The organism is Deltaproteobacteria bacterium CG11_big_fil_rev_8_21_14_0_20_42_23 (assembly GCA_002796345.1).
Classification (GTDB): Bacteria; UBA10199; UBA10199; order 2-02-FULL-44-16; family 2-02-FULL-44-16; genus 1-14-0-20-42-23.
On sequence record PCXC01000047.1, the window covers coordinates 1 to 25,238 of the forward strand.

Sequence of the window (25,238 nt, forward strand, 5' to 3'; positions counted from 1 at the left end):
GTCCGCATCTGTCGCTGGGATACAAAACCCCTGCTTCCGTTCATGCTGGACGACTTAACTAAGTGTCAACTATTTTAGGACGTGACAGTTAACTTTACGGTGAAGCGTTCTCTTTGATTAGTAAAATGGCCTGTGTAGGGCAGGGATGAAAAGGGACAAAACAAAGAGAATGAGAAAAATGAAAAACAGTGTTTTGGCGATACTCACCGCACCAGCGGCTATTCCACCAAAACCAAAAACAGCAGCAATAATTGCAACCACAAAAAATATAAGCGCCCATGACAACATAACAACCTCCCTTTCGGTTTCGTAAAAGTAAGCAACAGAGGAAGACTACTGAAACAAATCAAGATGGTAAAATTGATAAAAACCATTAGCTCATTGATGAAATGAACAGTGCGTATTTTAAAAACGGTATCGAGAGAAAGCCGCAACAGCGCGCTGGAGGAGGAGATGGGTTATGTATCTTAGAGGATCAGCCCTGCGATACAGCCCTCCAGCTACAGAGCCCAGAACATAACCTGCTAAAAGAGAACAGGAAAGGGAAGCATAGAAAATATTTTTTTGCATAATACTTTCTGCTAACTTTTTCTTCGTTTCGCCTTTTAAATCTAGGATTTGTTTTCTCAAAAACACTTTACACATCACTTTTTAAGTTTTTTTCTAAACGTACATACTCTTTTTTCGCAGAGCGAAAACTGGAATATCGTTTTTTTAAGAAAAATATATTCAGCAAAACAAAGGCTGCAAAAAGAAAAAAGACGCCACAAAAAAAGTACGAGCTTCCAATTGAGAGAGAAAAATAATGCTGTGATAAATGAACGATACCAAATGATATGAACACTACAGAAACAAGTGCGAGAGTAAACAAAAGAGAAAAAAACAAGAGTTCAGTAACCTTGCGTTGCAAATACACATTCACTTTTTCTTTTACTTCACATACAAAAACTACGGCATATTGCCGAATATAAGTAAGAATCTCTTCTCCCTTATTTTCCTGCTCTGCTGACGCTTTCCCGCCATCAACAGAGTGCAACTCATGCTTTTTTGAATTATTTTCCATTGTCATTATCACTCATTCATTTTCGATTTTATTTTCTCAACTTAAAAAAACTTGCAATGACAAAACCTGCAGCAGCAGAGATGAGTAAGGCTGAAAGGGGTCTCTCTTTTATCGTTTCTTCTAATTTTTTTTCTGCATTCAAAGCAGCTGACTTTGCTTCCTTCAAATAGTGGGAAGAATTTTCTTTCAGATGTTTTACGGAATCATCGGCAGCCTCATACGCCGCTTGTCCAACATTGAAAGCCTGTTCTTTGAGTTTTTGCGTTTCGTCTTTAAAATGTCTAACTGATTCTCTTTTTGTAACTTGGTCAATTTCGCTTTTCATGTTTCCTCCAGGGTTGGTGTGAGAGAAAAGGTAGGAAAATTAAAGCGTTGTGTAAAATTGATTAAAGCCATGAACACATAAGCAAACAACTATGAAGATTTTTTTTCTTTGAAATACATTTTTTGCATTGAAAGAAAGAGGAAAAGGATAATGGGCGCTAGCAAAATTCCTATGACTCCAAAAATTTTTGCGCCACCAATCAACACAAGAAAAAGTAAAAAGGGATGCGCTTTATTTTTTCCTTTAATCACAAACGATCTTAGAATGTTATCAACTGTAGAAACCACCAAAACGCCATACACCATGAAAATGAGGCCGGCTTTTACGTCTCCAGTAAGCACCAAGTATATGCTTGCTGAAGTATAGCAAACAAAAGCCCCCACCACGGGAACAAGACAAAAAAGATAAATAAGAGGAATGAGCAAAATGAGCTGACTGAATGAATAAAAAATTATTCCTAAAACAATTAGTGTAGCCTGAGCAACTCCTACAAGAATGCCCGAATAAAAAGTGCTTTTTATACTTTCCCTCACATCAACAAGCAAAAGACTGAGTTTGTTTTTGTTTTTTTTAAAAAGATTTTCAACGTAACTCATAATATTTTTCACTTCAGCTAACAGTACAATACTTGTCAGCAGAAAAAGAAAAAATTGCACTACTGCCTTAAAGCTAGTGATGATCACCATTGGAGAGTAGCGATATAAAACATCAACAAAGTTTTTAAGATGAGTAAGAATATAATTTTTAATTTCTAACTTCTCGAGTGAAACGGAAAAGAAATCATAAGCATAATATTGAATAGCACCAATTAAGACCGAGAAACTCTGAGAGACTTCATCTTTTTCAAGTTCGCTCAGAATATTTTTTAAAACCTCTAAAAGATGTGAAATTCCAAAAGACATAAGAACGACAAAGGGAGCAATACAAAAAAGAAGTGCAAGAAAGACAGTCAAAGCTGAATGAAGATAATTATGCTTTCCAATTTTACGCTGAAAAAAATTGTAGACTGGATAAACAAGGGAAACAAAACAAAAAGAAAAAAGAAAAAGCGAAAAAAATGGAGATAAAAGCAAAAGAACAAAAAGAGAAAGAGAAAGAAAAAGAACGTTTGTAAAGGTATACTTTAGCATAAAGCTTTCTCGATTCATCCCATTCAAGAAACTGCTTATCTAGATGACATCCTTCGCAAAATAAACTAGGCTCCTCGGAAAGTTTCTGTTTTCACTGTGTACAGAGGAGCAGACTTATGCATCAATACATCAACTTTAATCACATTTACTATTTTCTTGTCATTGCACAAGAAGGATCCGTAACCAAAGCTTCAAAAAAACTGCACGTCACGCAACCTACGCTCAGCAGCCAGTTAAGTCAACTTGAGGAAACACTTGGCACAAAATTATTCGATAGAAATAAACGTCGGCTCAAGCTGAATAAAAATGGTGAAACCGTTCTCAATTATGCTGCAAAAATTTTTCACCTCAAAGAAGAAATGCTTTCCTCTCTTCACGAAAAAGAGACGGAGATTAATCAAGTCAATATTGGTGTTCTGCCTTCACTGGCAAAAGAAGTTGTATACGATTTTATATCATGCGTGTGGAAACATAATAATACCAGAGTTCATGTTTCAAACTATTCATTACCAAGTCTAGAAAAACATCTCATTTCTGGAGATCTCGATATTGTCATTACAGATTGTTTTTTAGATACAGGGAATTCGAATTTATTGGTTTGCGAAAAAGTTGCGTCTTATCCCATTGTTGCTGTTGCAGGAAATCGCTTCACAAAACTTAAAAAAACTTTTCCGAAATCCTTAAGCCATGAACCGTTACTACACTTTTCCAAACACAGTCAGTTTCGAAAACAAGTTGATGATTTTTTTTCCAGCCATTCTATCGAGCCTCACATTATTGGAGAAGTGGATGATGTAAGTGTGATGGGCCTTACCGCCGAAGAAAACGACTGTATCGCTATTCTTCCTCCCATCGCGGTTCGAAACGCACTCAAAGAGAAAAAACTTATCCAGCTTGGGAAAATTCCTGAACTCAGATACGAAGTGTGGATGGTTCAAAGAAAAAACGCTCTCTTTTCTCAACACATTTCTGAATCATTAGAAGATTTTAGAGAAACTCTGAAGGAGTAGAGTGTGCACTCATGTCATCATTCCTCACATCAAGTTTTGATCCATAGAAAAAAGGCTATCCATACATCGTATTATCGAAATTGATTCTCCACTTTGTTTGATTGGGGTGAACAGCGTTAGGGCACGGGAATTGTTTCGTACTCTTATAACCTACAAGGAGGAGTTATGAACTGGGAACAAATTAAAGGTAACTGGAACGAGTATAGCGGTAAAGCAAAAGCTCACTGGGGAAAGCTCACTGACAATGATATCGAAAGGGTCAAAGGCAATCGGGATGAGCTTATTGGCAAAATTCAAAAGGCTTATGGAAAAACAAAAGAAGAAGCCGAAGAAGAAGTGGAACGTTTCAGTAAAGAACAACAAAGATCGCAAGGAGACAGCGACCGCCCTCGAGAACGCGAGCAGCAAAGGAATCCGCGCCGCGAACAAGAAGAGAGACAGAGACCAGGGCGCGAGCAAGAGCAAGAAAATCCTCAACGCCGCGAACAACAAAAAAATCCTCAACGTGAAAGTGAACGTAAAGAGCAGCCGCGAAAACAACGCTAACTAAAAAGAGCTTTCTTTTTTAAAGGAGCCTGAACACGGGCTCCTTTTTGTTAATAGCGCTTGTTCCATTCAATAACTGCAGTGGCTTTTGCATCTTGCTGCGCATTTTCTTCATTGGGAGATTCATACAGCGTTCTGATAATCCAACCTTTTCCAAGCTGTTTCTGGATTCCTATTTCTTTTTTCTCGGCATCTCCTCCCAACACAAGAGATGCACCGCCTGGAAGTTTAATTTTTGTTGAGAAAGATTTTGTCACGGGATTGTAATTCACTCTTTCAATTGGCGTTGATCCTAAAGCGTAAAGTGAAAACAATGACAGCGCTCTGTCAGCTATTGCTGCGCTTACATCTGCCGTTGAAGAGGATTCATCGTAAGCAAGTTCTTGGTACGGTTCTCCATAAAGAAGAACGGCATAAATATCTTCTTCTGATAATGGTGGAGAAGATTCCATTACAACTTTTGGCTGATCAAGCGTTCCTAAAACTTTTATGGTAATCGTATAATCGGCGTACGGAACATTAATTGTAGCATCTACTTCCGAGTTCTCCGTCGGCTGTAAAAAACGCAACGAAACTTGTTCCACTGTTGCTTCACGCTGAAAAAATTCCACGGGAAAAGTTTGAATATGCACTGTGCCCTCCATGCCTTTATCACTCAGATGAAGATCCACAAGAATGGGAATTGTTTTTTTTGCAGGATAATACTTCACCTGAAGTGGCTGTGATTTTTCAGTCACCACAAAAACATCGTACGTGAATGTCTTTTTTTCTGCTTCTGCTTGTACTTTTTTTTGCTTCTCGAGCACGATTCTTTCATCCAGAACAAGCTGTGGAAGAGCTATGGGATTTAACTTTGGCAGTTGAACCTCCACATCATCTAGCTTAACTTTCATTTCAAGATACGAACTTTGGTATTTGCCAGAAGAGAAATTAATCCTTATATTTCCATCACTTAGCACATCAAAATTTTGCTCACTCGAAGACAAATGAGTTTGAAACTGAAACGGAAAATGGGAATCATCTCCAAACACATCACTCTTTCCTTTTATGTTTAGGGCTAGATCTCCCTTTAAAACATGGAACGGTGCAGGAAGTGAAAAGGTGGTATTTGATAAAAACTGTGCCAGCTTTTGAAAATGTTTAATTGAGAAATTAAAATCAAAATCTGTAAGCAGTTTCCAATCATCAGGAAAGTTGGTGGGAATACCCTCAAACTGCACTGAAATATTTCCATCTGTCTCAATAAAGTGATACGGCATCGCCAACATTTTTGCTGTTATAGTTCCTTTTGTTTCGTGGTCTAAATCTAACTCAAAAAAAGTTTCTACTTCCCCGGAAAGATCTAACACAGCTGTCTTTGGTGATTCATCAACTTTTTTCCCTTCAAGTAAAAAACTGTATTCTTTCAGTTGTAAGTGGAGAGGACAGTTGATGTTCAAGATTCCATCATTGCGTGTAAGACGAACCGCACGAAGAGAAAATTCGCAATGCGGAAGTTCAACGTGAGGGATCATGGGATCGATATTGTCTACCTTTGCTTCAACACTTGTAACCATTTCATCTTTTTCATAATGCGTTTTTATAACTGCATTCGCTTTTATTTTTTGCATCTTAGCTGTAGTGAGCAATTCAAAATACTTATCTCTTCTGTCCCAAAGAAAATTGAACTGAGCTTTAATTTCTTTTTCCTCTTCGGCAAACTCGCTCTGGACGTTGATTTTCCACTGGTCGCTCACAAAAAAATCTTCGCTCTTCACCTCCACGTTTGCTGTGTATTGCTGCTTTTTAAGCACGTCGTTCACTTCGGCATTCAGCTGAACAGTGTTAAACTTGCTTCCCTCTTCTGAAAAGCTAAGCGTTCCCTTCGCTTCATAATGACGTGTTGGATTGATATATGAAGCTTTTGCTAAAGTGACTTTAAGGGGCTGAACATTTGTCCCTTTCAAAAACCGGGGCAGATGAAGGCGTGAAAAATCTGGAAGCTGAAAGGGTTCATCCTTTGCTTTTTCTTGCGTGCTCAAATGAACGCGAAGGTTTTCAACAGTAACTGGACCAAAATCTGAAAGCGCCAATGCAGTTATTTTGTAGCCAAGATTTAACGACACTTCGTCAGAACAAACCTCTATATGCTCTCTCTCATTTTTTTCCGAAAACAAAAATCTGTGAGATCAAGATGGATTTCGCGCATGAGAAAGTTGTTTCTTTTACTTGTAAATACAAACTTATCCCACGCAATGGAGTACTGTGGAAAAAACGTAAGGAGAGATGAAATATTTTTTTCGGTAATAAATGTATCTGGGGAAGAAAGAAGTAAAAAACCAAAACTGAGAACAAAAATTATTGCTCCGAAAAAAAGAATGAGAAAAGTTTTGAGCATTTTTTTTATCAAAATTCCTCCCCAAAACTTAAGTAGAACTGATACCCATCACTCACGGTGCTAGAATTATTTTTCGCAAGCGCAATTCCTTTTGCAAACGTACCTCGGAAAACGCCAATTGGTGAGGCAATCCTCAAACCAAAGCCCGGTGAAAAATAAAAAGGTTTATCCAACGTGAAAGGCTTGTCTCCAACAGCTCCAATATCAGCAAAAAAAATGGGCTCCATAAAAAGTGGCAAAAGCTTTGCCAGTCTCAACTCAAGGCTAAGAAACGAAGCCGTGAGAGCACCCTGATTTCTATTGGGAATTCCAGCGCGTGTGAAGCCACGCAAACTATTTGAACCACCTAGGTAATACAGAAAATTTGGAGGCACCTGATCTAAATTGTTTTGCGAGGTATCGGTGATGCTTGTCGAAAACGAACCTCGAAGACCAAGCACAAAAAGAGCTGGAGAAAAATTCCCAAGATTCCAAAGCTTGTGTTCACTCAAGGTTAATTTATGAATGCTTAAATCTGATAACAATTCTTTAGCGTTGCTATTCAGCGCAAATGAAGCTTGATAACCAGACTGTGGTGAGGAAAGAAAATATTCAAAATCATGACTTGTAAGATCCCACTGAAAAATTCCTGAAACGAAGCGTGTGAATTGTTGCTGAGGTCCAGACAATGTACGCGTGTACGTTAATTGAGGCCCAAAAAGAAAATGCATCCCAACAACTTGATTGTCATAACTCCAAGCCTCTGCCATTCGTGCATCTGCGGAAAGCAGCTCAAAATTTGTTTCCGACTGATGTTCCACTTTAAACTTAGGCTGAAGATGAAGCCTATTGGTTTCAAATACATACCAATCCAATTCGGCATTGAACTCTTGTCGCTTGAAAGAAGCATACACATCGCTTCGAAATTGAGATGCATTTTTCCCAACTCTGCCGTGTTCTCACGAAATTTTTGCAAGCGCATATTCTTCTGTGTTTGCTCCAACACCAAAGCGAAAAAGACGCGGTCGTCCCAGGATAAGTTTTTGCTCTACGGTAATTTCGTCTGTCTTGTGAGGAGCTTCACATTGCGAAACAAAATAGGTGGCTTCAAGAATGCCCGAATCCTCGGTGCGCCTCTTGGTAAGCTGAAACAAATTCTCCTGGTAAGGCTTGTCTAAACCAAAAGCATCAAAACGTCTTAACACTGGCTTGTTGAAAACCTTAAACTGATCTTCTATCTTCACGCTCTTAAAAAATTTTCCAGGAGTAAGCGAAAGATTTACAACGCCACTTTCTGCATATGCTGCTCCGCTCACCTTTGGGCACGCATAGCCGTTATTTTTTAATTCGCGAACAACCCAATCCTGAATGTAATTAAGTTTTTGTGGTGTAAGAGGAGTGTTTTTTGCTTTGCGCAACTTTTTTATGTTTAAAAATGGAGGCGCATCATCTTCTACATTAATTTTTTTAATAAATGTTTTTTTCCCAGGAAAAATAATTATTTTATTTTCACTTTCCTGAAACGTTGGGAAAAAATATCCTCGTTGCTGTAAAAAAGTTTTGATGTGAAACTTAGCTTGGTTCACTGGAATTTTTTTCCAGCTTTCGTAAGAAGCATCGCCGCAAATTAATTTTTTTTCCTCTGAAGAAAAGTGAACATCTTTTTTCCCCACCACTGAATACGCTTCGCAAACATGCCTCAATTGTTTTTCTGAGGCGGCTTCTGCAAAAGGAAGGAACAAAAACGAGAAAAATAAAAATAAAATTGCATACAAAAACGGAACAGCAGCAAAGCAGCATAAAAAAACACCCTTAAAAGAATTTGCTCTTTTGCCGTCATTTGTTTTCATGTTGTTTTCGTATTTCAGAATGAAGTTATTTCCACCAAAAACATGCAATAGTTTAGGTGCAGGCGTAAAATTGTTTTTTCTCAATATAAAGAAGTGAAATAGGTATATTTTCTCTTTTACCGAAGGCATCACATAGACCAAGGTCTATCATCACATATTCCAATTCGTATTTGTTCTTCTCATTTTTTCTGCTTAGATGAGCTCTGCATCGAGCGAGTGAAGTAAACAATATTGCCCCCATCTTATAGACAGCCTGCTTTGTTTGAGTAGGCTGTCTGTTTTTCTGCCCGTTCATTTTTTGAGGTTCAAAAGATTCAAAACCTGTCCACATTTTAGAATTTTTAACTTCGGAAATATTCACTGTTTCGAATTTATGCTCCAAAATATGAACATTTTGTTCTCCTTTCGGAGCAAAATTACATCTTGTCCGAAATTTTACACATTTGTCGCTTGCACAGACAACAGCACATAGCTTATGCGCAAAATATATGGGACACATACCTTCATCAACCGATACCACAAACGAAAACCTCAGGCTCTTGATCCAATGGGCACAGCAGTATGTGCAAATCCCATTAGAACCTGAAGCGGTGAAAGAAACGCCAGATAAGGGTTTGGCGTCGGTTGATGCAGAATTTACAAAACGTTTTTCTCCGTCAACGCGCAGTACAAATCCTTTGTGGAGAAAAAATGAAATTACAAAATATTTTGCTTAGAACTCACAAGGAATTCCTGCAAATAAGCAAGAAACACAAGTTCGTCCTTTTTTTAATGCAAGTGAAGTACATATTTCTAGTGAAGAACTTCCTTCTTTCAAATTTCAGTTAATGGCACAAATGACATGGCACAAAGCTTTAGATGATAAAGCTTTTCTTTATGCAGTCACAAATCTTGGACAGCAAAAAATGTCGCTCCCAGGAATGTCGCAAGAAGAAAGTCTCAAAGCGTTTAGGATTGCATATAATTGGGCCAAACTAAATAAAAAGTGGTCACAAGGAGATTATAAAAGTGACGCAGCCGAAGTTTTGGAAATTTATAAGGACTCATCACTTTCAAAAGCTATAGGTCTTGGCTCAGCGGGCGCCGCTTTTGGAACGAACATTCTTGAATCACTTGGGAAAGCTAGTGTTAAACTGCATCCAGCTCTAAGTCTCGCTTCATTTGCAACTGCATTAGTTCCTCCACTTTTGGAACATGATCCCTATCTAAAAGATCTTGCTGATTGGAAAGAAAAACAGGGAAAACAATTTGTGTCTGCATTAAATGATGACATTATTAATCACCCAGAAGTGTACCAAAGATATTTAAACGATTTTTTGGAAATGGGACTCACTCCTGAATCAATGAAGTTTTATGGAATACACAGCAACAATTTTGCCAAAGAAATTTTTTCCAAACTGAAGATCGATCCCACTACCTTTGATGAAACTGCATATATCAAAGAAGAACTTGCCGGTAATGTTTTAGCAAAGAGAAGCAGCTTAAATGATAGTCTTACACTGAAATTTACACTTCCCGAAGCTTTTGCACCAACCTCGCAAGGCAAAAGCGATTTATCTCAACTTTCACATTTTATTCAGGAAAAAAATAAGCTCTCCGAATGGGTTGGTGAAAAGTTTCCGGATCTGCATGAAACATTCGATGCAACGATGAAAGAAAAAGGAATGGTAGCTGCAGTAGATTTACTTCTTGCCAAACAAAAAACTGAAACTTCAGAAGAAGTGATTCATTATTTATTGCAACGACAATTCCTTAGTGAAGACGCTTTTTTAGAAACAGCCCAACGCTTTGGCTTTAAAGCCGAAGATCTTATTGAATCGTACAGAAAGAAATTTGGAGAAAATCCTCCGGATTACCCTGAAAAACAAGCCGAGAAGTTATACCAACAGGCAAAGGCTTTAGGAGCAACATTTCAAGCCTTAGGAACAGTAATTAGTTTTTCAAATCCAGAGCTTGGAGCTCGTATTGGACAATTCGGAAGCGTCCTCTCTGGAGCCCTGCAAAATCTTGCAAGCTCCACAACAAACATCTGGGAAACAATTGCCTTCGGAGCAAATTGGATCAACATAGGCTTAGCTTTCATTTCTATTTTTGCAAGTTCAGGAAAATCAAATGATCAAATTATCTTAGAAGAACTCGGAAAACTGAGGGAGGAACTTCAAGATTTTAGAGAAGAAGTTTACAATTACTTTCAGCACCTCGACAAAAAACTCGATCTCCTTATTAATATCACTGAACAAACCATGAACACGGTGCTTATGATGACAAGCGAACAACTTGAAAACCAAGAGTTCATCATTGGTCGCCTCGACAATATTGTGCATCAACTTACTGAAGGCTTTGGTGAATTAAAAAAGGACAGAACAGATCATGCCGCAAGCGAGGCAATCCAATTACAAAAGGAGACTTGCCTTGACGGGAAAGTAAGGTTTGTGAGTGAAGAAGCTGCTTCAGAATTTATTAACTGCTTCTACCATTTTAAAACAGAAGCACAAACCTATTCTTTGGGCAACACTTACAGAAGCCACACCAGTCAGAAATATTCAAAGCACCAACTCAAAAAACGGCCCGTTTCTGCTCATGAGTTAAGAGAAGCTTTTTATCAAAGCACTTTTGCAGAACTTTCTGAATCTGATGTTCAAAAATATGCAGCAGAAAATCTTACACTCTTGCTTGAGCTAGCTCATCGCAATTTTCAATTGTCTTACGATACGAAAGATAAAAAAAATAAAAGCAAACAACTCCCTTATCTCAACTTTAAAACATGGTCAGACGGTATCGATAACTTACACCGACTTATCATAGAGAAGAGTAAAGAGAGTCCGATCAATTTGGTTATGGCCAAAAAACTAATGTCTCAAACAGGACTGAAGGGGAAGTACGTTAAGCCTTCCATTTTTGGTGACATTGCTGACTTGGGTAAAAACGCAGATTCCTTTTTACAATCTATAGCAAAACGACCTGAGCTAAAAGCTATATCAGAACTACACCAGCAAGCTTCTTCTACGGAAGAAACGAGGCCAGTCTTTCCAGAAGAGGTTACTTTATTTGCACAACAAAAAAACCAAAACGATAATGGCCTCGCTTTCTTTTATAAAGTATTGAATCATTACACAGAAACGGTGAATGCCTTTAAGGTTCAATTTTATGAAACTGGAAACGACTATCTCAAAAATCCTTCCTCTCAACACTTACGAGAGGACGCACGAGGAAGCGATAAAGGACCAATACAAGCAAATGATCTCCTTTTGTTTGGAAGCAAACATCCACATGATCCCTTCAAAACAGACTATTTTCCAGAGAGAATAGGAAAAACTGTATCACCAGAAAATTCAGAAGATAAAGTAACAGAAAATGTTCTGATCGATTTGAATGAGGCTTGGAACAACCCTACATTTCGAGCCATTATTCCTGGAGAAGTTTTGCAAGCACATGCTTTACAATTAGGAGATATTTCATTTGAGTATTCACTTGATGAGCACGAAATGAAAGAAATTGGTCGCACATATCACATCACGTTCGATGACATTTATATCATCACAGATAAGAACGATCACATGGCGCGTTATTACGAAGACAATGAACTTTTAAATTCACAATGGCTAATAGGTGGCAGAATGAAAGATGTCCCGCATAACGATCTTAAAAATGTAGAACATTTATTAAAAAAGAGTGGAGTCGAGAATTTTCAGGCAACACCCCAAAACCTTTTTGGCACCTACGGAAGCTTCAGAGTGAATGTAAAAGGATATCTCACCCTCCACACAGCAGAAGAAAAAAAATCAGAACGACTTCTTTTCTATAGACGGCAACTGTCACGGGATATAGGAACAGGTCACTGCATACAAGAAGACTGCCTAAAAGGAGATTACACTACTTCAGAAGTGAAATTTAAAGAAGACAATGGACAAGATGTCCCAGTAAGTAGCCTAAATGAACAGCTGAAGAAATATTTCGACACCGATTTTGTTAGTCTTATGTATACCACAGCGCGAACTCCCCATGTAAAAGCACAATCGGAAGAAGAAATTGAAAAAAATATTAAAGTCATTCGGGAAAAAGTAGAAGTGAAATATAAAAATCTTCGATATCTCTTCTTCTCTCGCTTTCGAGATCTTTACACTCGAAATGAAACTGGAACTCTCAAAAGAGAAGAAAGTAAATTAAGAGAGGTTGCCCAAGATCTAATCATCGCCAAAACACTTTTAAAAGTTTACCTTGAAGTTGGCTTCAAACGCGTGTCTGATAACGATTTAGAATTACGGCATCTTTTATCTTCTGATGGATTGTTAGACACCTTTAGTTTCTTTGAGCCAACCACTTACACCAAAGAACTTGTTGAAAATAAAAACCGAAAAGCATGGACCTATCAAAACTTAGAAACAAGTTTAAAAAATGGTGGGGTGGATAAAGCTGATAGAGAAATTTATGCTTTAGCTCGCTTGCTCCAACGAGTTTTCACCGAAGAACACGGCGATTATTATGAATACGAAGCACCTCCAATTATCAAAGATCAACTCAGAAAATTGGATGAAATAAAAGCAAAGCTTCGCACTCCATAAGAGCACTTCATTTCATTCATGAAGTGCTTTTACTTTTCTTCCACCCGCATGTTTGCTCCGGGTGCAATCTGAAGGTGAAACTCAACGCGTCTGTTTTGAGCTCTTCCATCTTTGGTAGCGTTGTCTGCAACGGGATTATTTTCTCCCATGCCAACGGCCGTCATTTTATCTGCAGAATATCCATGCTCTAAAAAGTAAGTGCGGACAGCATTTGCGCGCTGCTCTGAAAGTTGCTGATTGTAGGCTTCTGCACCAGTGCTATCAGTATGACCTTCAATTCTTACCCTTTCAATTTCGTGTCTGCCTTTAATTTGTTCCAAAATATCATCGAGAATACTTTTCGAATCATCTCTTATCGTAGCTTTATTTAAGGCAAAGTGAATTTCATTTGTAGTGATCACTTCTTCTTTCACTTCTGGAACAACTATGATTTCACTTTCCTCTTCCATTTCTTTTTGAGGGAAACGATAAGAAAGCGTTGCAAATCCTCTCCACTTTGGCGCTTCAACTTGTCGCAACAAACCCGCACCGCCACCAACAGTCAATGCTACCTGATGTTCCTCTCCAGATAAAAATCTCAACCCACCATCTATTTCTAAATCGCGATTATTACTTTTAAAAAAATCTTGGAAAGGCGTCGATCCACGCACTTCTGCAATAAGTTGAACTGGCTTTGCCACTTTTATATTAACGCCAGCGCCATACAAAAACTGATCATCAATCACAGTTGCACCCGGCGCTAACACAACCTCTTTGCGTATTTGCGTGCCAGCATTCAAAGCGAAAGAAACTCTGTCGCCGATGCGTTTCGTATCTAAAACAAGTTTTCCTCCACCTGTAACATCGCCATTTCCCACAAAATGACTGTCACTTCCTGTAGGAAAAGTAATGAACGGAACAAGAGCTAAACCAATAGGAGAAGACTCATTATCAAGAAGTCTTAGTTTTAAATTGAGAAGCACATCACCCATAACGTGGGCAGTTTCTGGTGCGAGTGTTGTGGGCGTAACAAATTCTTGATAGGGAGCGCCACTAACTTCAACTCCCAAATTGAGCCAATCAGCTAAACCAAACGCGAGCCCAAAATGAAGCGCTAACTCTTTTTGAACAACATCTTGAACATTCACACCGGCAGCATTTTTTAGCACCAACGAATCAGCTGAGAAGTCGCCAGTAACACCAATGGCATATCCCCATTGCCCCAAGGTTTGCGATTGCTCAACCGTGAAGTAATTTCCATGATCTACAGTCGGCTTAAAGCTAAGCGTGTCATAGCTTGTAGCGGCCTCTGCTACAAATGGAAAAAACAAAACAAAAAAGAAACTCAGCAGCTTTACGTTTGAAATAACACTTTTCGATTTTGTGGAACACATAACTTTCCTCCTTTTAAGTGGGAAAAACTACTACGCCTAAAAACTCATTTGTTTTGAAATGGGTTTCAAAACGTTCGGGGAAAACTATATAAACTCATGAGGTGAAACAATCGGGCAAAACAGGAATTTAGCGTAGGGTTTTTCCCTATTTCTGCACCAAACTTTCGCAAGCAGCGACAAAAGACATTCGAAATATTGATCTTCGTCATTATCTTTTCAGCAAAAACTAGGAATGAATGGCCGACGGAGGATTTTATGAAAAGCACTTTCGGGCACCGTCATTGGGTCTTTGGATTTTATGATAAAACTGATGTTGCATCTCACATCGTTCAACTTGCAAAAGACAATGGGTTTTCTGACAAGCACATTTGCATTCTCACCCCAAAGCACATTCGTAAAAAAACATTCTCCGGCATTCGAGTGGAAAGCGAAAATCCCGAAATAGCGTGGATGGCAAAAGGTGCTCTCATAGGAGCCTTCGCTGCGGCAGTACTGGGATGGATTGTGAGCGGCGATTTTATGGCAGGAAACATGCGATTTTTTCCTGCTCTTTTTACCACACTGGGCGGCGCTCTCATGGGCGGTTTTTTCGCCATCCTTTCCAGTGGAAGCGATGCATCTTTATACCAAGATTACAACGACGGAGAGCATAAAGAAAAAGGTGAAATTTTAGTTGGGCTTTCCTCGGATCAAAACAATCAGAGTAAAATACAGACGGCAAAAAAACTCATCGAAGCATCTGGAGCAATGCCGCACGAACTTCCATAGCTTTAGTTTTTAATGATATTTTTCAGGACCACTTTTTTCATGCAAAGAACTTGCAATGGCTAGAGCTGCAAAAAAGATAATAAAATCTTTAATCAGAAATTGATCTTCAAGTGTTGGCGCAAAAGGAAAATGATAAAAACACACATCCGCTTTTAAAATGAAGGCCATCATAATTCCTGGAAGCCTCACAAGCAACAACAGCAACGCTAGACGTACCAACGGTCTTACGACAAGACACACACCAATGGCGATTTCCCAAAATCCTAAAAACCTCACCATAAATTCTGGATCGCCCCAATAAATAGTGTGCGCAATAAGGGAAGTGCTGGTTTTATAGCCAAGCGATTTGAGCAAACCCATCCAGATAAAAAACAGGCCAACCGAAACACGATGAATATAATGACTGTACTTACTCAACGAACGAATAATAGTGTGATCAACTTTTTTGATATGATGGCGATACTTTAACGACATGAAGGCTTTTTAAATTTTAGCAACGCTGAACTCAAGCTTTTTCTAAATTCTGGAATGACAAAGCAAACACTAGCCTCCTCAATGCCCTCCTAAAACAATGGGCAAATTATTTTCTTTCCATTCCTTTACTCCACCCTCGAAATCGTAAACCTGCGTGTATCCGGCGTCTTCCAGTTTTCGCGCAGCTTTGGGAGAAGCATCGCACTCCAAGCTCGCACAGTAAACCACCACTGGATCGGTTTTGGAGCCCAGCTCCTTTTCCACTGCTTCCAAAAAAGTCTCCGAGCCTTCGGGAATATTAATCGATTCGGGAAGATGCTCTTTTTTGAAATACTTCTCCTCCAACACATTAATCACCTTTAAATTTTTATTCTCTTGCTTCATTTTCTTTAGTTGTATCGCTGAAAGAGTATTCATGTTCTCCTCCTTTTCTTTCAGGAGAACATGCGCGTTTTTTTTTGGTGATGATAAATGTCAAAAAGAAGGGTGATTGTTGTCAGCATTTTCCTGCAGCAGCGCGCGGCAATTTGGATGAATAAGGTTTGCTTATCAATACAAAACTGATCAACCATTTCCATCCCAATTTTTTTACACGCCGCAAGTGATCTCTGGTTTTTACTGGATACAAAACCAACGGCCAATTCATAATGTTGAGGAATGCGAGAAATAAGCGCTTTGCACATTTCTAAAAAGAGATTTTTTCCACGATAGGCCACATCAACACAAGTTGGACTTGCAATAAAAAAGGAATATGAGCTAAGAGGTTTATCGCGATAAACAATTTTTTCGCAGTGCCGTATCATCGCAGCAGGTATGGGTTTGCTCAGATTAAATGCTGCTGTAGATGCACAAAGATATCCCCAAACTTTGCTGGCTTCAACAGCTACAACCACAACACATTCTTTATTCATTTGCTGAAATTGTTCCAGAGAAAATTCAGTGGAAAGCATGCCGTCCTTACGCTCACTGTCGTTCAAATGCACGAACAAATTTTGCTTTTGCAATGCAATGATTTGTTCAAATTCATGAGGATGAGGACGGCGGTATTCCACACTTTTTACTTGTGATGAAGATCAGCGTGTTTTTTCACAGCGCCAGAGCGGATATGTTTTTTGAAGGCAGTTACCGTTTCATCACTTGGCTTTACCAAAGCTATGTAGGCGCAAGAGCCATCATTAGATAGACATCAAAAGAGGATGAATGTGCTTGTGTTCTTCATTTTTGAGGTCGGCTGAAACTTCTACCACGTAATGAACTGCTTCTTGCTTATAGTCGAAAGTGCCCATGCCAATACGATGAACCTTATCATTCTTAACGGTTTGCTTTACGGTGCTGTGCGTGTGGTTTGTAATGTCTGCACTTGCATGCTTCACCGCATGTTTTCCTTTAACGGGAGTTTCAAAGTGTAAATTGATGGGATTTTTTTCAAACTTTTTTAAGTTATGATAAAAAGGTTTGCACTCGTTTCCATTAGAAACAATCAGGCGCAGATCTTTTAAGGTATAGCTTTTGGGAGCAGCTTCATGAGTTGCGGCATGAAGCATTCCCGAAAAAAGTGTAAGTGCCAAAAAACTTAAAACAATTTTCTTCCCCATAGTTTTTCCCCTTTAAGTTGTACGTTGAATTAAATAATTGAGTACGCTAAATGCGCGTATATCTTAAACAAGATTTCACCACAAGCTGAAACGGATTTTATATGTCAATTATTGTTTGTACCGGAAAAATTCATTGCGCTCATGTCACTGCTGCAAGACTTGATTACGAAGGCAGCATTACCATCGATTCTTTATTGATGCAGGCAGCCGGAATTTTACCCTTTCAACTCTTGCATATTAACAGCATGTCAAACGCTGTTCACTGGGAAACATATGCCATTCCTGGAAATGCGGGCTATGATGAAATATGCCTCAATGGTTGCCCCGCCAGACTTTTTCAAGTGGGTGATAAAGTCATTATTCTTTCGCTCGAACAGTTATCGCGCGAAGAAGCTCTAAAAGTTGAACAAAAAGTAGTGTACGTGAACGAAAAAAACCAAGTGAGAAAAGTTGAACACAAATCAGGCCTTAAGACCACATTCTAAATTTCACAAAAATCAGTTTAAATTTTGAGATGCATCATTGTTTCTTCCATCATTTCTTTTCAGAGTGTCCCCACCAAAAAAAGAGGAGGGGTTATGTTAAGAACAAGCAAGAGCATGAAAAATTACAGTTTGGATGCCGAGGATGGAAAAATTGGAAAGTGCAAAGACTTTCTCTTCGACGATTTTGAATGGACCATTCGATACATGGTGGCCGACACGGGTTCTTGGATTCCGGGCAGAGAGGTGTTGCTTACACCTTTGTCGCTGGGGATGCCGAACGATGAAAACGATTCTATTCCCGTGCATCTTACAAAAAAACAAATTGAAGATGCCCCGTCCGTTGAAAGTGACAAGCCCATTTCCCGACAATACGAAATGGAAATGTACACTTATTATGGATACCAAATTCCCACCACTTGGCCTTATGCCGAGGGGTATCCTTATCTCACCACTCCAAAAGAGGAGGCCGAAAAACGCTTTGCCGACACTGCGCGCGGCGATCCTCATTTGCGATCGGCAAAAGAAGTTTCTGGCTACCACATCGAAGCTAGCGATGGAGAAATAGGGCACATCGAAGATTTTCTGGTGGAAGACGACAATTGGCGCATCCGCTACATTGTGGTTGATACTCGCAACTGGCTTCCAGGAAAAAAAGTGCTCATCGCACCAGCGTGGATTGAGAAAATTTAATGGGTCGAAAAACGAGTGTACGTAAATGTCCCCAAAGAAAAAATAAAAGAATCCCCCGAATACGATTTCTCGTCAGCCCTCAGCAAAGAGGATGAAGAAATCTTATACAACTATTACGAGCGGCCTTATTATTGGAATGAGTGAAGTTTTTTCGAGAGATTTGCTTTCTTCTTTTAAGACGGCTTTACCTTCCGCGGTGGGATTGTTGGATCCAGAATCATTCTTGCGCCGCCCACTCCGCCTACTGGTAAGTGCTTTGGATCGAGTAAGCCGATTTGTACCAATACCGAAGCTTGATCCCAATAGATGTGTTCGTGTGCAACTTTTCCATCTTCAACTTTCACTACGACTACAAGTGCTACTTCAACGCGTTTTCCTGTTGGCGCTACTTCGGGCAGCATCCAATCAACAGGAGTAGTGTGCGTAAACTTGATCACCACTTCATCCACAATTTGTTCGTCATCAACGGTGCGGGAAACGTTGATCATTTCTACATCGGGCGGAAAAAATTTTCCCACTAAATAATTACGGTAAAACGTTCGCACACCTTCTTTGCCCGAGCCGCCCATTAAAACTGCAACATTAATGAGATGCGGATTGTCCGTCATGGTAGCCATGGTGGTTTCAAGATCGCCCGCTAATTCAGCATTGACGTGATTATCAAAGAGATCCAACATTTTTTGCTGCGCGGGAGTAATATTTTTCATATACGTTCCTTTCGAAGTGAAGAGACTTATCGCAAAAATACAAAGTGCTCACAATGAAAAAATGTGTCAGAAATCTGCTGGTGAATTTGTTGTCATTGTTTTACACCTCTAAAAAAAGGAGCTTCTCCAATGCATCTTCGCAAAACTTCCTCTCTTCTTCTCTTGCTGTCGGTACTGCTTGTGCAAGCTTGTGGCACTTCCAACACAAAACCTGCTGAGACTCAGCAGGATAATTCGCAGCAAAGCAGCCCTGAAAACGATACCTCGCAAACAGGCGACACTACTCAAGCTCCAGCCGACACAGAGGAAACACCCGCAGAACAAAATGATCCTGACGACACAGCGCAAACACCTGCAAAACCTCGCTTGCCCGACGAAGCGTTGGCTTGTGTAAATCTCGCGTTGGCAAAAAATGCTGTGGATATTGGAACTGGCTTGCCAAACGGATATGAACCCAGTGGCGCTGATTGGCATTCGCGGCTCAAAAAAGTTTTTGGAGTACATGACAACGGCTTTCTTTTCAGCATGAATAAAGATGGTAATGATGTCACCACTTGGAATGTGGGTGGAGATTTGGAAGGCATCACCATTCCCAATCCAGACAGCGACTTCATTTATCTTGGCCGCGAATTCCCAGCCGCGATTTTGGAATTTAATATTGTAAGCGGAACGGTCACACGCACATTTAGTTTGGGTGGCGCAGGTGGCTTTCCCGAAAGCAGCGGTCAAGGTTTGGAAGCACTCACTTTTGTAGAAAAAGAAGGCAATCCTGAAGGCGGCGAATTTTGGGCAGGCTCTCAAAGCAATGGCAAGGTGTATGTCTACACACTTCCCATCGCAAGCAGCAGCAACTCCACAACAGTTACTCACATCGCAACACTCACGCCTGTGCCTGGCAGAGCTGACTTAGCCGGCTTGGATTACAGCTCTGAATTTGATGTAGTGTATGTCACTTATGATGGCGCCAATAAGTTGAACATTGTTGATCCTGACAACGGCAGCGTCTACTTCGAACGCGCTTTACCTCAAACCGATCAAGAGGGCATCGCGGTAAATAATCTGTGCGACACGTTCATTGCACAAGATACCAATAAGAAATTTTGGTTTTATAAAGGCAATGAGGAACTTGCCATCAACACCTCCACCGTAAAACTTTTGGCTGATAGAATTGCAGCTGCGCAAAACAATAATGGCAGCTACGATTGGAAGCACGTAATCGATGATCCGCTCACGCCTGAAAGCACTGGATATCAGAACGTTACTGGTGTTTCGGTTTGGGGCTTGTTCAACGCCATCGATCTGCTGAACGATGAAACCTATGCAAACAACATTGAACGTGCCGTAAATTATTTCGATGGCCGCGTCGATGCTCTGCTCGCTGATCCACACAATGCAAATGTAAATCTCTCGTGCCCAAACTACACAGTGCTTTCACAATATCTGCAAACACATCCAAACGCCGCCTTGCAAACCCGCGTGGTGAGCGCACTTAACGCCATACTTGATGCACGCGACAGTAACTATGGAACTGATGCCAGCATGCGCGTAGACGGTATCTTCAACCACCTCTCGGCTCGGCGAGTTTCGCTTCCGGGAATTATTCCGTGGGATATGGCGCTGTGCGTGGAAGCCTTGAAAACAATGGCGGACATCAGCAACGATTTTGCAAATGACTACATCAACTCACTCAGCTTACTTGCCAATTATGTTCGCAATACTTTCTTGCCAGTCTACGACACAGACACCACACTTACTTACGCCGACACTTCGCTAAGCCTTCCGCTATATGTGTTTGCCGACAGCACTTCTGCAAATCTTTACAGCGATGTCATCGCCGATCTCACTACACGTTTAGAGAGCTTGATCGACGAAAACGGCATGATCAGCAACAGTTCTATAAACGGCGACGGCCAAGAACAGCCATCAGCTTATGGCTTGATCGCACTGAAGCAAATCAACAGCGCCCAAGTACAAACCGTGCAAAATTTTTTAGAATCCCGCATAGACGACCAAGGCCACATTTTTGACCCCACCACACGCGAAGAAACCTACGAAGTAGAAGGCGAAGTGCTACGCGCCATTGCGATGCAGTGATGGTGTGTGGAAAGCTCAATTATCAATTTTTTGGTTTAAATTAAGCTCCGATAAAAATTGCGACCTTCCATTTCGCAGTAACCCTACTACAACCGTGGCAAGTGAATGGTCAGACTCATAGCAAAGATTTCGAACACGTTGTTCAAATTCTATGTCAGTCACAAGCATATTTGTTGAAGAATCGCGCGCTCGTATCTTTTCAAATGTACGACGAATTCCCCATGCAGCAAAATCTGCCAACTCCAAACCTATTGAAATATATGTGTCACGTGCACTTTTCAATTCGTGACAAACCTGTGGCTCAATAACCTCCAAATAAGGATGCGGTCTTTGGTACCAACCTGCCGTTGGGTGATCGTAGTCCGTCGTAGAACCTGTCCGATCACAAAAAGTGAAAAAACGACCTTTTATTTTTTGTATCTTGAAATGTTGATCAAGTTTTCTCAAGTGTAAAAACAGTGGGTAATCAAATGGGTTGTTAAGCTGCCATCCTTCTACTTCAATCAAATCAGCATTTTCAATTTTTTTATAAGAGCTGAAACTGATAAACAACTGAACTCTATCAGACGATAATACATTCAATAATTTGTCTCGAAACGTTTTGTTACTTTTGAATTGTTCGAATACTGCACTATCCTTACAAGAAAGTATCTCTACCTTTGCTTCTCTCTTTAAGTCTAAAATTTGTTTTCTGATTAAATCATATGATTTACTCTCTATCACTACACTTACCCACACACACACTTTTTGATGGGAAACTCTTTCTGGGATCTGAGTTTTATAATGTCTATCTACTTCATCAATAGAATCGTCACAAAAAATCCAATGCACATCAGAATAATCCTGTAATGCTGATGCAGGATGAGTTTCTGGAAGAAAATTGTTAACCTTCATATTCACCTTTCAAATTTAAACACCAAAACCTTTCCACACTTATCTAAACCGGCAATGCATTTTTTTGTTTTGTTTTTTTGTTTGTCAACTCATCTTAAACAGACATCTAGAATTGTTTGTCAATTTTGTCAACTCATTTGAATTATTTCTTGACATTAAGACATGACTTAGGTAAACACTCTTCAACTTGGGGGATTACTCAATTATGCATTCATTACAACAGGCCATTTTAGAACTCGCTTCACAAAAAACTCTTGAAGGAATGACACTTCGTGAAATTGGAGAACACATCGGGGAAGAGCATCCTCAAAAGGTGAAGCATCACCTACATCAGCTGAGAGCAAAGGGTTTGCTGCTTGGCGATGACAAGCCACGTTCGGAAAACATTGCTGTCGTGCAAAGTAAGGGAAGGGCAAAAATGCTTTCCATTCCCATTTTAGGAGCTGCTAGCTGCGGACTCGCAAAAGAGTTGGCTATCGAAAACCTAGAAGGCTATCTCACCGTTTCGCCAAGCGTGGTGCCAAAGAAAAAACACTTGTTTGCACTGCGAGCTATAGGCCCTTCTATGAATCGGGCCAACATCGAAGGCAAGTCCATCGAAGATGGGGACTATGTGATTGTAGATCCCGAAATAAAAACTCCAAAAAATGGAGACTACGTCCTTTCGGTCGTCTCAGGTTCTGCCAACATCAAGCGATTTTGCCGCGATACAAAAAATAAACTCATCGCCTTAATTTCAGAATCAACGCAAGAACTACCGCCCATTTATATTCACCCAAATGATTTTGCAGAATACATGATTAATGGAAAAGTGATTCGCGTTATAAAGAAGATCAAAAACATCTCATGAAAAAACATACGACAACAAAACCAGAAACGTCAGAATTTCTTCTGTATCAAACTGAAGATGGTTTAACAAAACTTGAAGTAACATTACTCGATGAAACCGTTTGGCTGACGCAAACGCAAATGGCAGACTTGTTTCAAAAAGATGTGAGAACAATTTCAGAACATATTTCAAATATTTACGAAGAAAATGAACTCACTTCAAAGGCAACTCTCCGGAATTTCCGGACAGTTCAAACTGAAGGAAATCGTGAAGTTACGCGCGATGTACGTCATTACAATTTAGACGTCATCAAAGTATGTGGTGAAGATTTTATTTCGCGTGATGCAGGTCTCAAAATTCGAAAACTTATTCTCAAACATTGGGACGAAAAAGGCATTGAACTAAAATTCAGTGGAAAATCAATAAGCTCAGTTTCCTTTTTCGACGAAGCTATTGGCCTACTCATAAAACGCGATGGGAAATCGCCAGAAGAATTAAAACAAAAGTTGAAATTCCCCGACATCTTGCCAAACGATAAGCGCCTACTCAATCACACAGTCCTTGCCCGCGTGCGGGAGCTTGAAGCTAAGGAAAGTTAGAAAGTACAAAAAACAACTCTTTAAGAAAACTTACATACCGTTTTGACACAAGCCAAGAACTAGAATAGGCATTTCCACCACACTTCACACAAGGAGAAACCGCATGTTTAGTCCACGTCGAGCCTTCCCACTTGTTCGGCTCGCAAATGCAGCTTCAGCTTGTTTTACCAACCATGACGCCCGCACAGGCAGCAGGGTGGTAGCTGCAGATCTTTCTCGAATCGCAGCTTTTCGTGGAATAACTATTTCTGCTGCGGTAAACAATTTATGTAATGCCTTTGTTGCGCAAGATTCCTTCAAACTTTGGTTCCATAAAGGCAATGAGGATGAAGTAAATTAAAATTCCCAGATATCCTACCAAACGATCGGCGATTACTCAACCACACAGTACTCACTCACGTGCGTGAACTTGAAGGTAAGCGAAGTGAGGATGAAAAAACATCACCCCTTCAACCTAAACACCAAAGCCTTTCCATGCTTGCTTGAGCTGGCGATGCCTTTTTCTACGAGGTTCATCAAATCCGTTCGCGCAGTTTCGTAAACCACCTTGTGAGTTTTCATGTATTTTTTAATTGTTATTGAAGCATCTTTGTTTTTGAGTTGCGATTTTATAAACTTTTTTTGCCGATCGTTTAAATGTGGCTGTTCTTCTATAATACTGTGAAACAGATCTGACTTGTTCCATTCTGTTTCTACAGCATCAATCGATTCACGAACCATGTATACCGAAAAGATAATAAAATAAGTAAGATCATCGCCAGCATCTTCTACATTTTTTATAGCCTTGTAATAAGCGCTTCTTTTTTCGGCCAAAAGTTTTGAAATGGAAACATACTGAAAAAAAGCATACTGCTTTTTCAATAAATAGTAATACATCAGCGCTCGCGACATTCTTCCGTTTCCATCTACAAAAGGATGGATGTAAACCGTGTAAAAATGAATCATAGAAGCCTTCACTACGGGATGTAAAAACACCACATCTAAAGCTTCGAAATTCATCCACTGATACAGACTTTCCATGAGCTGATCGAGTTTTTCAGGCGGAGGAGGGGTGTAAACGATTTCTCCATTTCGCGCATCTTGAACATATCGCTGATCTTTTCGATAGATGCCTACAAAGTTTTTATCTTCAGGCTCTAAAGTATCATGCACCAAAATCTTGTGCAGCTCACATACAAATTTTTTGGAAATATCTTCGTGCACATGTTCGCGAATATATTGAAGCGCATTATAATTATTCAGCGTCATACGTTCACTTCTGTCTTGAGGGGAAATTCCATGACGCACCATTTCTTCTGCTCTTTTTTTTGTAGTTCGCGCGCCTTCAATCATGCTGGAGTAAAGCGCTTCATAAATAAGAGCATCTTTCGTAAGCTCACCAGAAATGGGGGCTTTTACATTTGCCCACTTACTATCATGGCCCTTGATATCAATTTCATGTAAGATGCGTTCGATGGTATTGGTCTGCCAATAGCGAAACGCTTTTCCTCTTACGGTGTTTAATCCATAAACAGGCTCAGATTTTTTTTCTCTCAACATTTTAATGAGATCCAACGTTTCTTGCTCATTCATTCCCTTCGGAATTTTATATTTGATTTCTCTTTCTGACAGATAGTGCTCATTACATTTTTCAATAAAAATGAGCCTGGCAAGGGAATCGTTTTGTTCTTTTGGCATGTGAAATATCCTCTGATAAGGGAAAATTCGGCTTCGCTTCCCCAAACAACTCCTAGAATAATACTAATTAAATACTAATATGTAAACTCAAAATACTATTTTAATACTATTATCCATATTTTACATGGGGGAATCTCATACTAGGGGTATAAGTTCAAGAAGTAAGTGCAACACTTGGGAGTGGAAGGCAAGTTATGCTAACTCGAGTGCT

29 protein-coding genes are annotated in these 25,238 nt (G+C 39.8%); 11 read left to right on the forward strand and 18 right to left on the reverse strand.

Going from position 1 to position 25,238, the window contains the following annotated elements; translation table 11 throughout:
* Positions 1-117: 117 nt before the first annotated feature.
* The 5 genes from COV43_06060 to COV43_06080 all read right to left on the reverse strand — a co-directional run bounded on the left by COV43_06060 (position 118) and on the right by COV43_06080 (position 2,536).
* Complete coding sequence (locus COV43_06060; protein ID PIR25252.1) at positions 118-288, reverse strand: DUF1328 domain-containing protein; 171 nt, start codon at positions 286-288, stop codon at positions 118-120.
* Positions 289-405: 117 nt separating this feature from the next.
* Positions 406-645 (reverse strand): hypothetical protein, encoded by a 240-nt coding sequence (locus COV43_06065; GenBank protein ID PIR25253.1) that lies wholly within the window; start codon positions 643-645, stop codon positions 406-408.
* A complete protein-coding gene (locus COV43_06070) occupies positions 638-1,063 on the reverse strand; it encodes a hypothetical protein (GenBank protein PIR25254.1) in 426 nt (141 codons plus the stop codon). The genes COV43_06065 and COV43_06070 overlap by 8 nt, the downstream gene beginning before the upstream one ends.
* Before the next feature lie 28 nt (positions 1,064-1,091).
* On the reverse strand, positions 1,092-1,388 hold the full coding sequence (locus COV43_06075; protein PIR25255.1) for a hypothetical protein: 297 nt from the start codon (positions 1,386-1,388) through the stop codon (positions 1,092-1,094).
* An 89-nt stretch (positions 1,389-1,477) separates the two neighbouring features.
* Positions 1,478-2,536, reverse strand: coding sequence for a hypothetical protein (locus COV43_06080; GenBank protein ID PIR25256.1), 1,059 nt, complete (start codon positions 2,534-2,536; stop codon positions 1,478-1,480).
* Positions 2,537-2,634: 98 nt separating this feature from the next.
* On the opposite strand from COV43_06080, the gene COV43_06085 reads away from it, so the two are divergent.
* Together COV43_06085 and COV43_06090 are read left to right on the forward strand one after the other, a co-directional pair.
* Positions 2,635-3,528: a hypothetical protein gene (locus COV43_06085; protein ID PIR25257.1), complete on the forward strand. Its 894-nt coding sequence runs from the start codon at positions 2,635-2,637 to the stop codon at positions 3,526-3,528.
* Positions 3,529-3,693: 165 nt separating this feature from the next.
* The gene (locus tag COV43_06090; GenBank protein ID PIR25258.1) at positions 3,694-4,074 is read left to right on the forward strand and encodes a hypothetical protein; all 381 of its coding nucleotides are present in this window, start codon (positions 3,694-3,696) and stop codon (positions 4,072-4,074) included.
* A gap of 50 nt (positions 4,075-4,124) precedes the next feature.
* On the opposite strand, the gene COV43_06095 is transcribed toward COV43_06090, so the two are convergent.
* The 5 genes from COV43_06095 to COV43_06115 are packed head-to-tail and all read right to left on the reverse strand — an operon-like array spanning position 4,125 to position 8,662.
* On the reverse strand, positions 4,125-6,179 hold the full coding sequence (locus COV43_06095; protein PIR25259.1) for a hypothetical protein: 2,055 nt from the start codon (positions 6,177-6,179) through the stop codon (positions 4,125-4,127).
* A 17-nt stretch (positions 6,180-6,196) separates the two neighbouring features.
* Positions 6,197-6,451, reverse strand: a complete 255-nt coding sequence (locus COV43_06100) for a hypothetical protein (GenBank protein PIR25260.1) — start codon at positions 6,449-6,451, stop codon at positions 6,197-6,199.
* 8 nt (positions 6,452-6,459) lie between these two features.
* Positions 6,460-7,344, reverse strand: coding sequence for a hypothetical protein (locus COV43_06105; protein PIR25261.1), 885 nt, complete (start codon positions 7,342-7,344; stop codon positions 6,460-6,462).
* A 45-nt stretch (positions 7,345-7,389) separates the two neighbouring features.
* On the reverse strand, positions 7,390-8,328 hold the full coding sequence (locus COV43_06110) for a hypothetical protein (protein PIR25262.1): 939 nt from the start codon (positions 8,326-8,328) through the stop codon (positions 7,390-7,392).
* Positions 8,329-8,332: 4 nt separating this feature from the next.
* Complete coding sequence (locus COV43_06115) at positions 8,333-8,662, reverse strand: hypothetical protein (protein ID PIR25263.1); 330 nt, start codon at positions 8,660-8,662, stop codon at positions 8,333-8,335.
* A gap of 106 nt (positions 8,663-8,768) precedes the next feature.
* Here COV43_06115 and COV43_06120 point away from each other — a divergent pair, with 106 nt between their 5' ends.
* Positions 8,769-8,996 carry a hypothetical protein gene (locus COV43_06120; GenBank protein PIR25264.1) on the forward strand — a complete coding sequence of 76 codons (228 nt, stop codon included), beginning with the start codon at positions 8,769-8,771 and terminating at the stop codon, positions 8,994-8,996.
* 111 nt (positions 8,997-9,107) lie between these two features.
* Positions 9,108-12,842 carry a hypothetical protein gene (locus tag COV43_06125; protein ID PIR25265.1) on the forward strand — a complete coding sequence of 1,245 codons (3,735 nt, stop codon included), beginning with the start codon at positions 9,108-9,110 and terminating at the stop codon, positions 12,840-12,842.
* Between the two features lie 29 nt (positions 12,843-12,871).
* On the opposite strand, the gene COV43_06130 is transcribed toward COV43_06125, so the two are convergent.
* Entirely contained in the window at positions 12,872-14,215 is a 1,344-nt protein-coding gene (locus tag COV43_06130) for a hypothetical protein (GenBank protein PIR25266.1), read from the reverse strand.
* A 255-nt stretch (positions 14,216-14,470) separates the two neighbouring features.
* On the opposite strand from COV43_06130, the gene COV43_06135 reads away from it, so the two are divergent.
* Complete coding sequence (locus tag COV43_06135) at positions 14,471-14,983, forward strand: hypothetical protein (GenBank protein ID PIR25267.1); 513 nt, start codon at positions 14,471-14,473, stop codon at positions 14,981-14,983.
* Between the two features lie 9 nt (positions 14,984-14,992).
* Here the strand turns inward: COV43_06135 and COV43_06140 are convergent, their stop codons facing one another.
* The 4 genes from COV43_06140 to COV43_06155 form a co-directional block, all read right to left on the reverse strand.
* A complete protein-coding gene (locus COV43_06140) occupies positions 14,993-15,457 on the reverse strand; it encodes a hypothetical protein (GenBank protein ID PIR25268.1) in 465 nt (154 codons plus the stop codon).
* Between the two features lie 78 nt (positions 15,458-15,535).
* Complete coding sequence (locus COV43_06145) at positions 15,536-15,874, reverse strand: sulfurtransferase (protein PIR25269.1); 339 nt, start codon at positions 15,872-15,874, stop codon at positions 15,536-15,538.
* A gap of 17 nt (positions 15,875-15,891) precedes the next feature.
* Complete coding sequence (locus COV43_06150) at positions 15,892-16,509, reverse strand: hypothetical protein (GenBank protein ID PIR25270.1); 618 nt, start codon at positions 16,507-16,509, stop codon at positions 15,892-15,894.
* 123 nt (positions 16,510-16,632) lie between these two features.
* The gene (locus COV43_06155) at positions 16,633-17,052 is read right to left on the reverse strand and encodes a hypothetical protein (GenBank protein PIR25271.1); all 420 of its coding nucleotides are present in this window, start codon (positions 17,050-17,052) and stop codon (positions 16,633-16,635) included.
* A gap of 101 nt (positions 17,053-17,153) precedes the next feature.
* On the opposite strand from COV43_06155, the gene COV43_06160 reads away from it, so the two are divergent.
* Complete coding sequence (locus COV43_06160; GenBank protein PIR25272.1) at positions 17,154-17,537, forward strand: aspartate 1-decarboxylase; 384 nt, start codon at positions 17,154-17,156, stop codon at positions 17,535-17,537.
* 93 nt (positions 17,538-17,630) lie between these two features.
* Positions 17,631-18,227, forward strand: coding sequence for a photosystem reaction center subunit H (locus COV43_06165; protein PIR25273.1), 597 nt, complete (start codon positions 17,631-17,633; stop codon positions 18,225-18,227).
* A 173-nt stretch (positions 18,228-18,400) separates the two neighbouring features.
* Here COV43_06165 and COV43_06170 read toward each other — a convergent pair whose 3' ends face one another.
* Positions 18,401-18,934: a carboxymethylenebutenolidase gene (locus COV43_06170; protein PIR25274.1), complete on the reverse strand. Its 534-nt coding sequence runs from the start codon at positions 18,932-18,934 to the stop codon at positions 18,401-18,403.
* A 129-nt stretch (positions 18,935-19,063) separates the two neighbouring features.
* Between COV43_06170 and COV43_06175 the strand changes: the two genes are divergently transcribed.
* Complete coding sequence (locus COV43_06175) at positions 19,064-21,028, forward strand: hypothetical protein (protein ID PIR25275.1); 1,965 nt, start codon at positions 19,064-19,066, stop codon at positions 21,026-21,028.
* Positions 21,029-21,043: 15 nt separating this feature from the next.
* Here COV43_06175 and COV43_06180 read toward each other — a convergent pair whose 3' ends face one another.
* Positions 21,044-21,922 carry a hypothetical protein gene (locus COV43_06180; protein ID PIR25276.1) on the reverse strand — a complete coding sequence of 293 codons (879 nt, stop codon included), beginning with the start codon at positions 21,920-21,922 and terminating at the stop codon, positions 21,044-21,046.
* A 205-nt stretch (positions 21,923-22,127) separates the two neighbouring features.
* On the opposite strand from COV43_06180, the gene COV43_06185 reads away from it, so the two are divergent.
* The 3 genes from COV43_06185 (at position 22,128) to COV43_06195 (ending at position 23,690) form a co-directional block, all read left to right on the forward strand.
* On the forward strand, positions 22,128-22,772 hold the full coding sequence (locus COV43_06185; protein ID PIR25277.1) for a hypothetical protein: 645 nt from the start codon (positions 22,128-22,130) through the stop codon (positions 22,770-22,772).
* Positions 22,769-23,350 (forward strand): hypothetical protein, encoded by a 582-nt coding sequence (locus COV43_06190; protein PIR25278.1) that lies wholly within the window; start codon positions 22,769-22,771, stop codon positions 23,348-23,350. Before COV43_06185 ends, COV43_06190 begins: the two co-directional genes overlap by 4 nt.
* 103 nt (positions 23,351-23,453) lie before the next feature.
* The gene (locus tag COV43_06195) at positions 23,454-23,690 is read left to right on the forward strand and encodes a hypothetical protein (GenBank protein ID PIR25279.1); all 237 of its coding nucleotides are present in this window, start codon (positions 23,454-23,456) and stop codon (positions 23,688-23,690) included.
* 101 nt (positions 23,691-23,791) lie between these two features.
* Here COV43_06195 and COV43_06200 read toward each other — a convergent pair whose 3' ends face one another.
* Positions 23,792-25,027: a cell filamentation protein Fic gene (locus tag COV43_06200; GenBank protein PIR25280.1), complete on the reverse strand. Its 1,236-nt coding sequence runs from the start codon at positions 25,025-25,027 to the stop codon at positions 23,792-23,794.
* Between the last annotated feature and the right edge of the window lie 211 nt (positions 25,028-25,238).

Coding starts and splice junctions, on each gene's coding strand:
- COV43_06060 (PIR25252.1), bottom strand. CDS start 288: ATGTTGTCATGGGCGCTTATATTTTTTGTGGTTGCAATTATTGCTGCT.
- COV43_06065 (PIR25253.1), bottom strand. CDS start 645: ATGTGTAAAGTGTTTTTGAGAAAACAAATCCTAGATTTAAAAGGCGAA.
- COV43_06070 (PIR25254.1), bottom strand. CDS start 1,063: ATGGAAAATAATTCAAAAAAGCATGAGTTGCACTCTGTTGATGGCGGG.
- COV43_06075 (PIR25255.1), bottom strand. CDS start 1,388: ATGAAAAGCGAAATTGACCAAGTTACAAAAAGAGAATCAGTTAGACAT.
- COV43_06080 (PIR25256.1), bottom strand. CDS start 2,536: ATGAATCGAGAAAGCTTTATGCTAAAGTATACCTTTACAAACGTTCTT.
- COV43_06085 (PIR25257.1), top strand. CDS start 2,635: ATGCATCAATACATCAACTTTAATCACATTTACTATTTTCTTGTCATT.
- COV43_06090 (PIR25258.1), top strand. CDS start 3,694: ATGAACTGGGAACAAATTAAAGGTAACTGGAACGAGTATAGCGGTAAA.
- COV43_06100 (PIR25260.1), bottom strand. CDS start 6,451: ATGCTCAAAACTTTTCTCATTCTTTTTTTCGGAGCAATAATTTTTGTT.
- COV43_06120 (PIR25264.1), top strand. CDS start 8,769: ATGGGACACATACCTTCATCAACCGATACCACAAACGAAAACCTCAGG.
- COV43_06125 (PIR25265.1), top strand. CDS start 9,108: ATGGCACAAATGACATGGCACAAAGCTTTAGATGATAAAGCTTTTCTT.
- COV43_06130 (PIR25266.1), bottom strand. CDS start 14,215: ATGTGTTCCACAAAATCGAAAAGTGTTATTTCAAACGTAAAGCTGCTG.
- COV43_06135 (PIR25267.1), top strand. CDS start 14,471: ATGAAAAGCACTTTCGGGCACCGTCATTGGGTCTTTGGATTTTATGAT.
- COV43_06140 (PIR25268.1), bottom strand. CDS start 15,457: ATGTCGTTAAAGTATCGCCATCATATCAAAAAAGTTGATCACACTATT.
- COV43_06145 (PIR25269.1), bottom strand. CDS start 15,874: ATGAATACTCTTTCAGCGATACAACTAAAGAAAATGAAGCAAGAGAAT.
- COV43_06155 (PIR25271.1), bottom strand. CDS start 17,052: ATGGGGAAGAAAATTGTTTTAAGTTTTTTGGCACTTACACTTTTTTCG.
- COV43_06160 (PIR25272.1), top strand. CDS start 17,154: ATGTCAATTATTGTTTGTACCGGAAAAATTCATTGCGCTCATGTCACT.
- COV43_06165 (PIR25273.1), top strand. CDS start 17,631: ATGTTAAGAACAAGCAAGAGCATGAAAAATTACAGTTTGGATGCCGAG.
- COV43_06170 (PIR25274.1), bottom strand. CDS start 18,934: ATGAAAAATATTACTCCCGCGCAGCAAAAAATGTTGGATCTCTTTGAT.
- COV43_06175 (PIR25275.1), top strand. CDS start 19,064: ATGCATCTTCGCAAAACTTCCTCTCTTCTTCTCTTGCTGTCGGTACTG.
- COV43_06180 (PIR25276.1), bottom strand. CDS start 21,922: ATGAAGGTTAACAATTTTCTTCCAGAAACTCATCCTGCATCAGCATTA.
- COV43_06185 (PIR25277.1), top strand. CDS start 22,128: ATGCATTCATTACAACAGGCCATTTTAGAACTCGCTTCACAAAAAACT.
- COV43_06190 (PIR25278.1), top strand. CDS start 22,769: ATGAAAAAACATACGACAACAAAACCAGAAACGTCAGAATTTCTTCTG.
- COV43_06195 (PIR25279.1), top strand. CDS start 23,454: ATGTTTAGTCCACGTCGAGCCTTCCCACTTGTTCGGCTCGCAAATGCA.
- COV43_06200 (PIR25280.1), bottom strand. CDS start 25,027: ATGCCAAAAGAACAAAACGATTCCCTTGCCAGGCTCATTTTTATTGAA.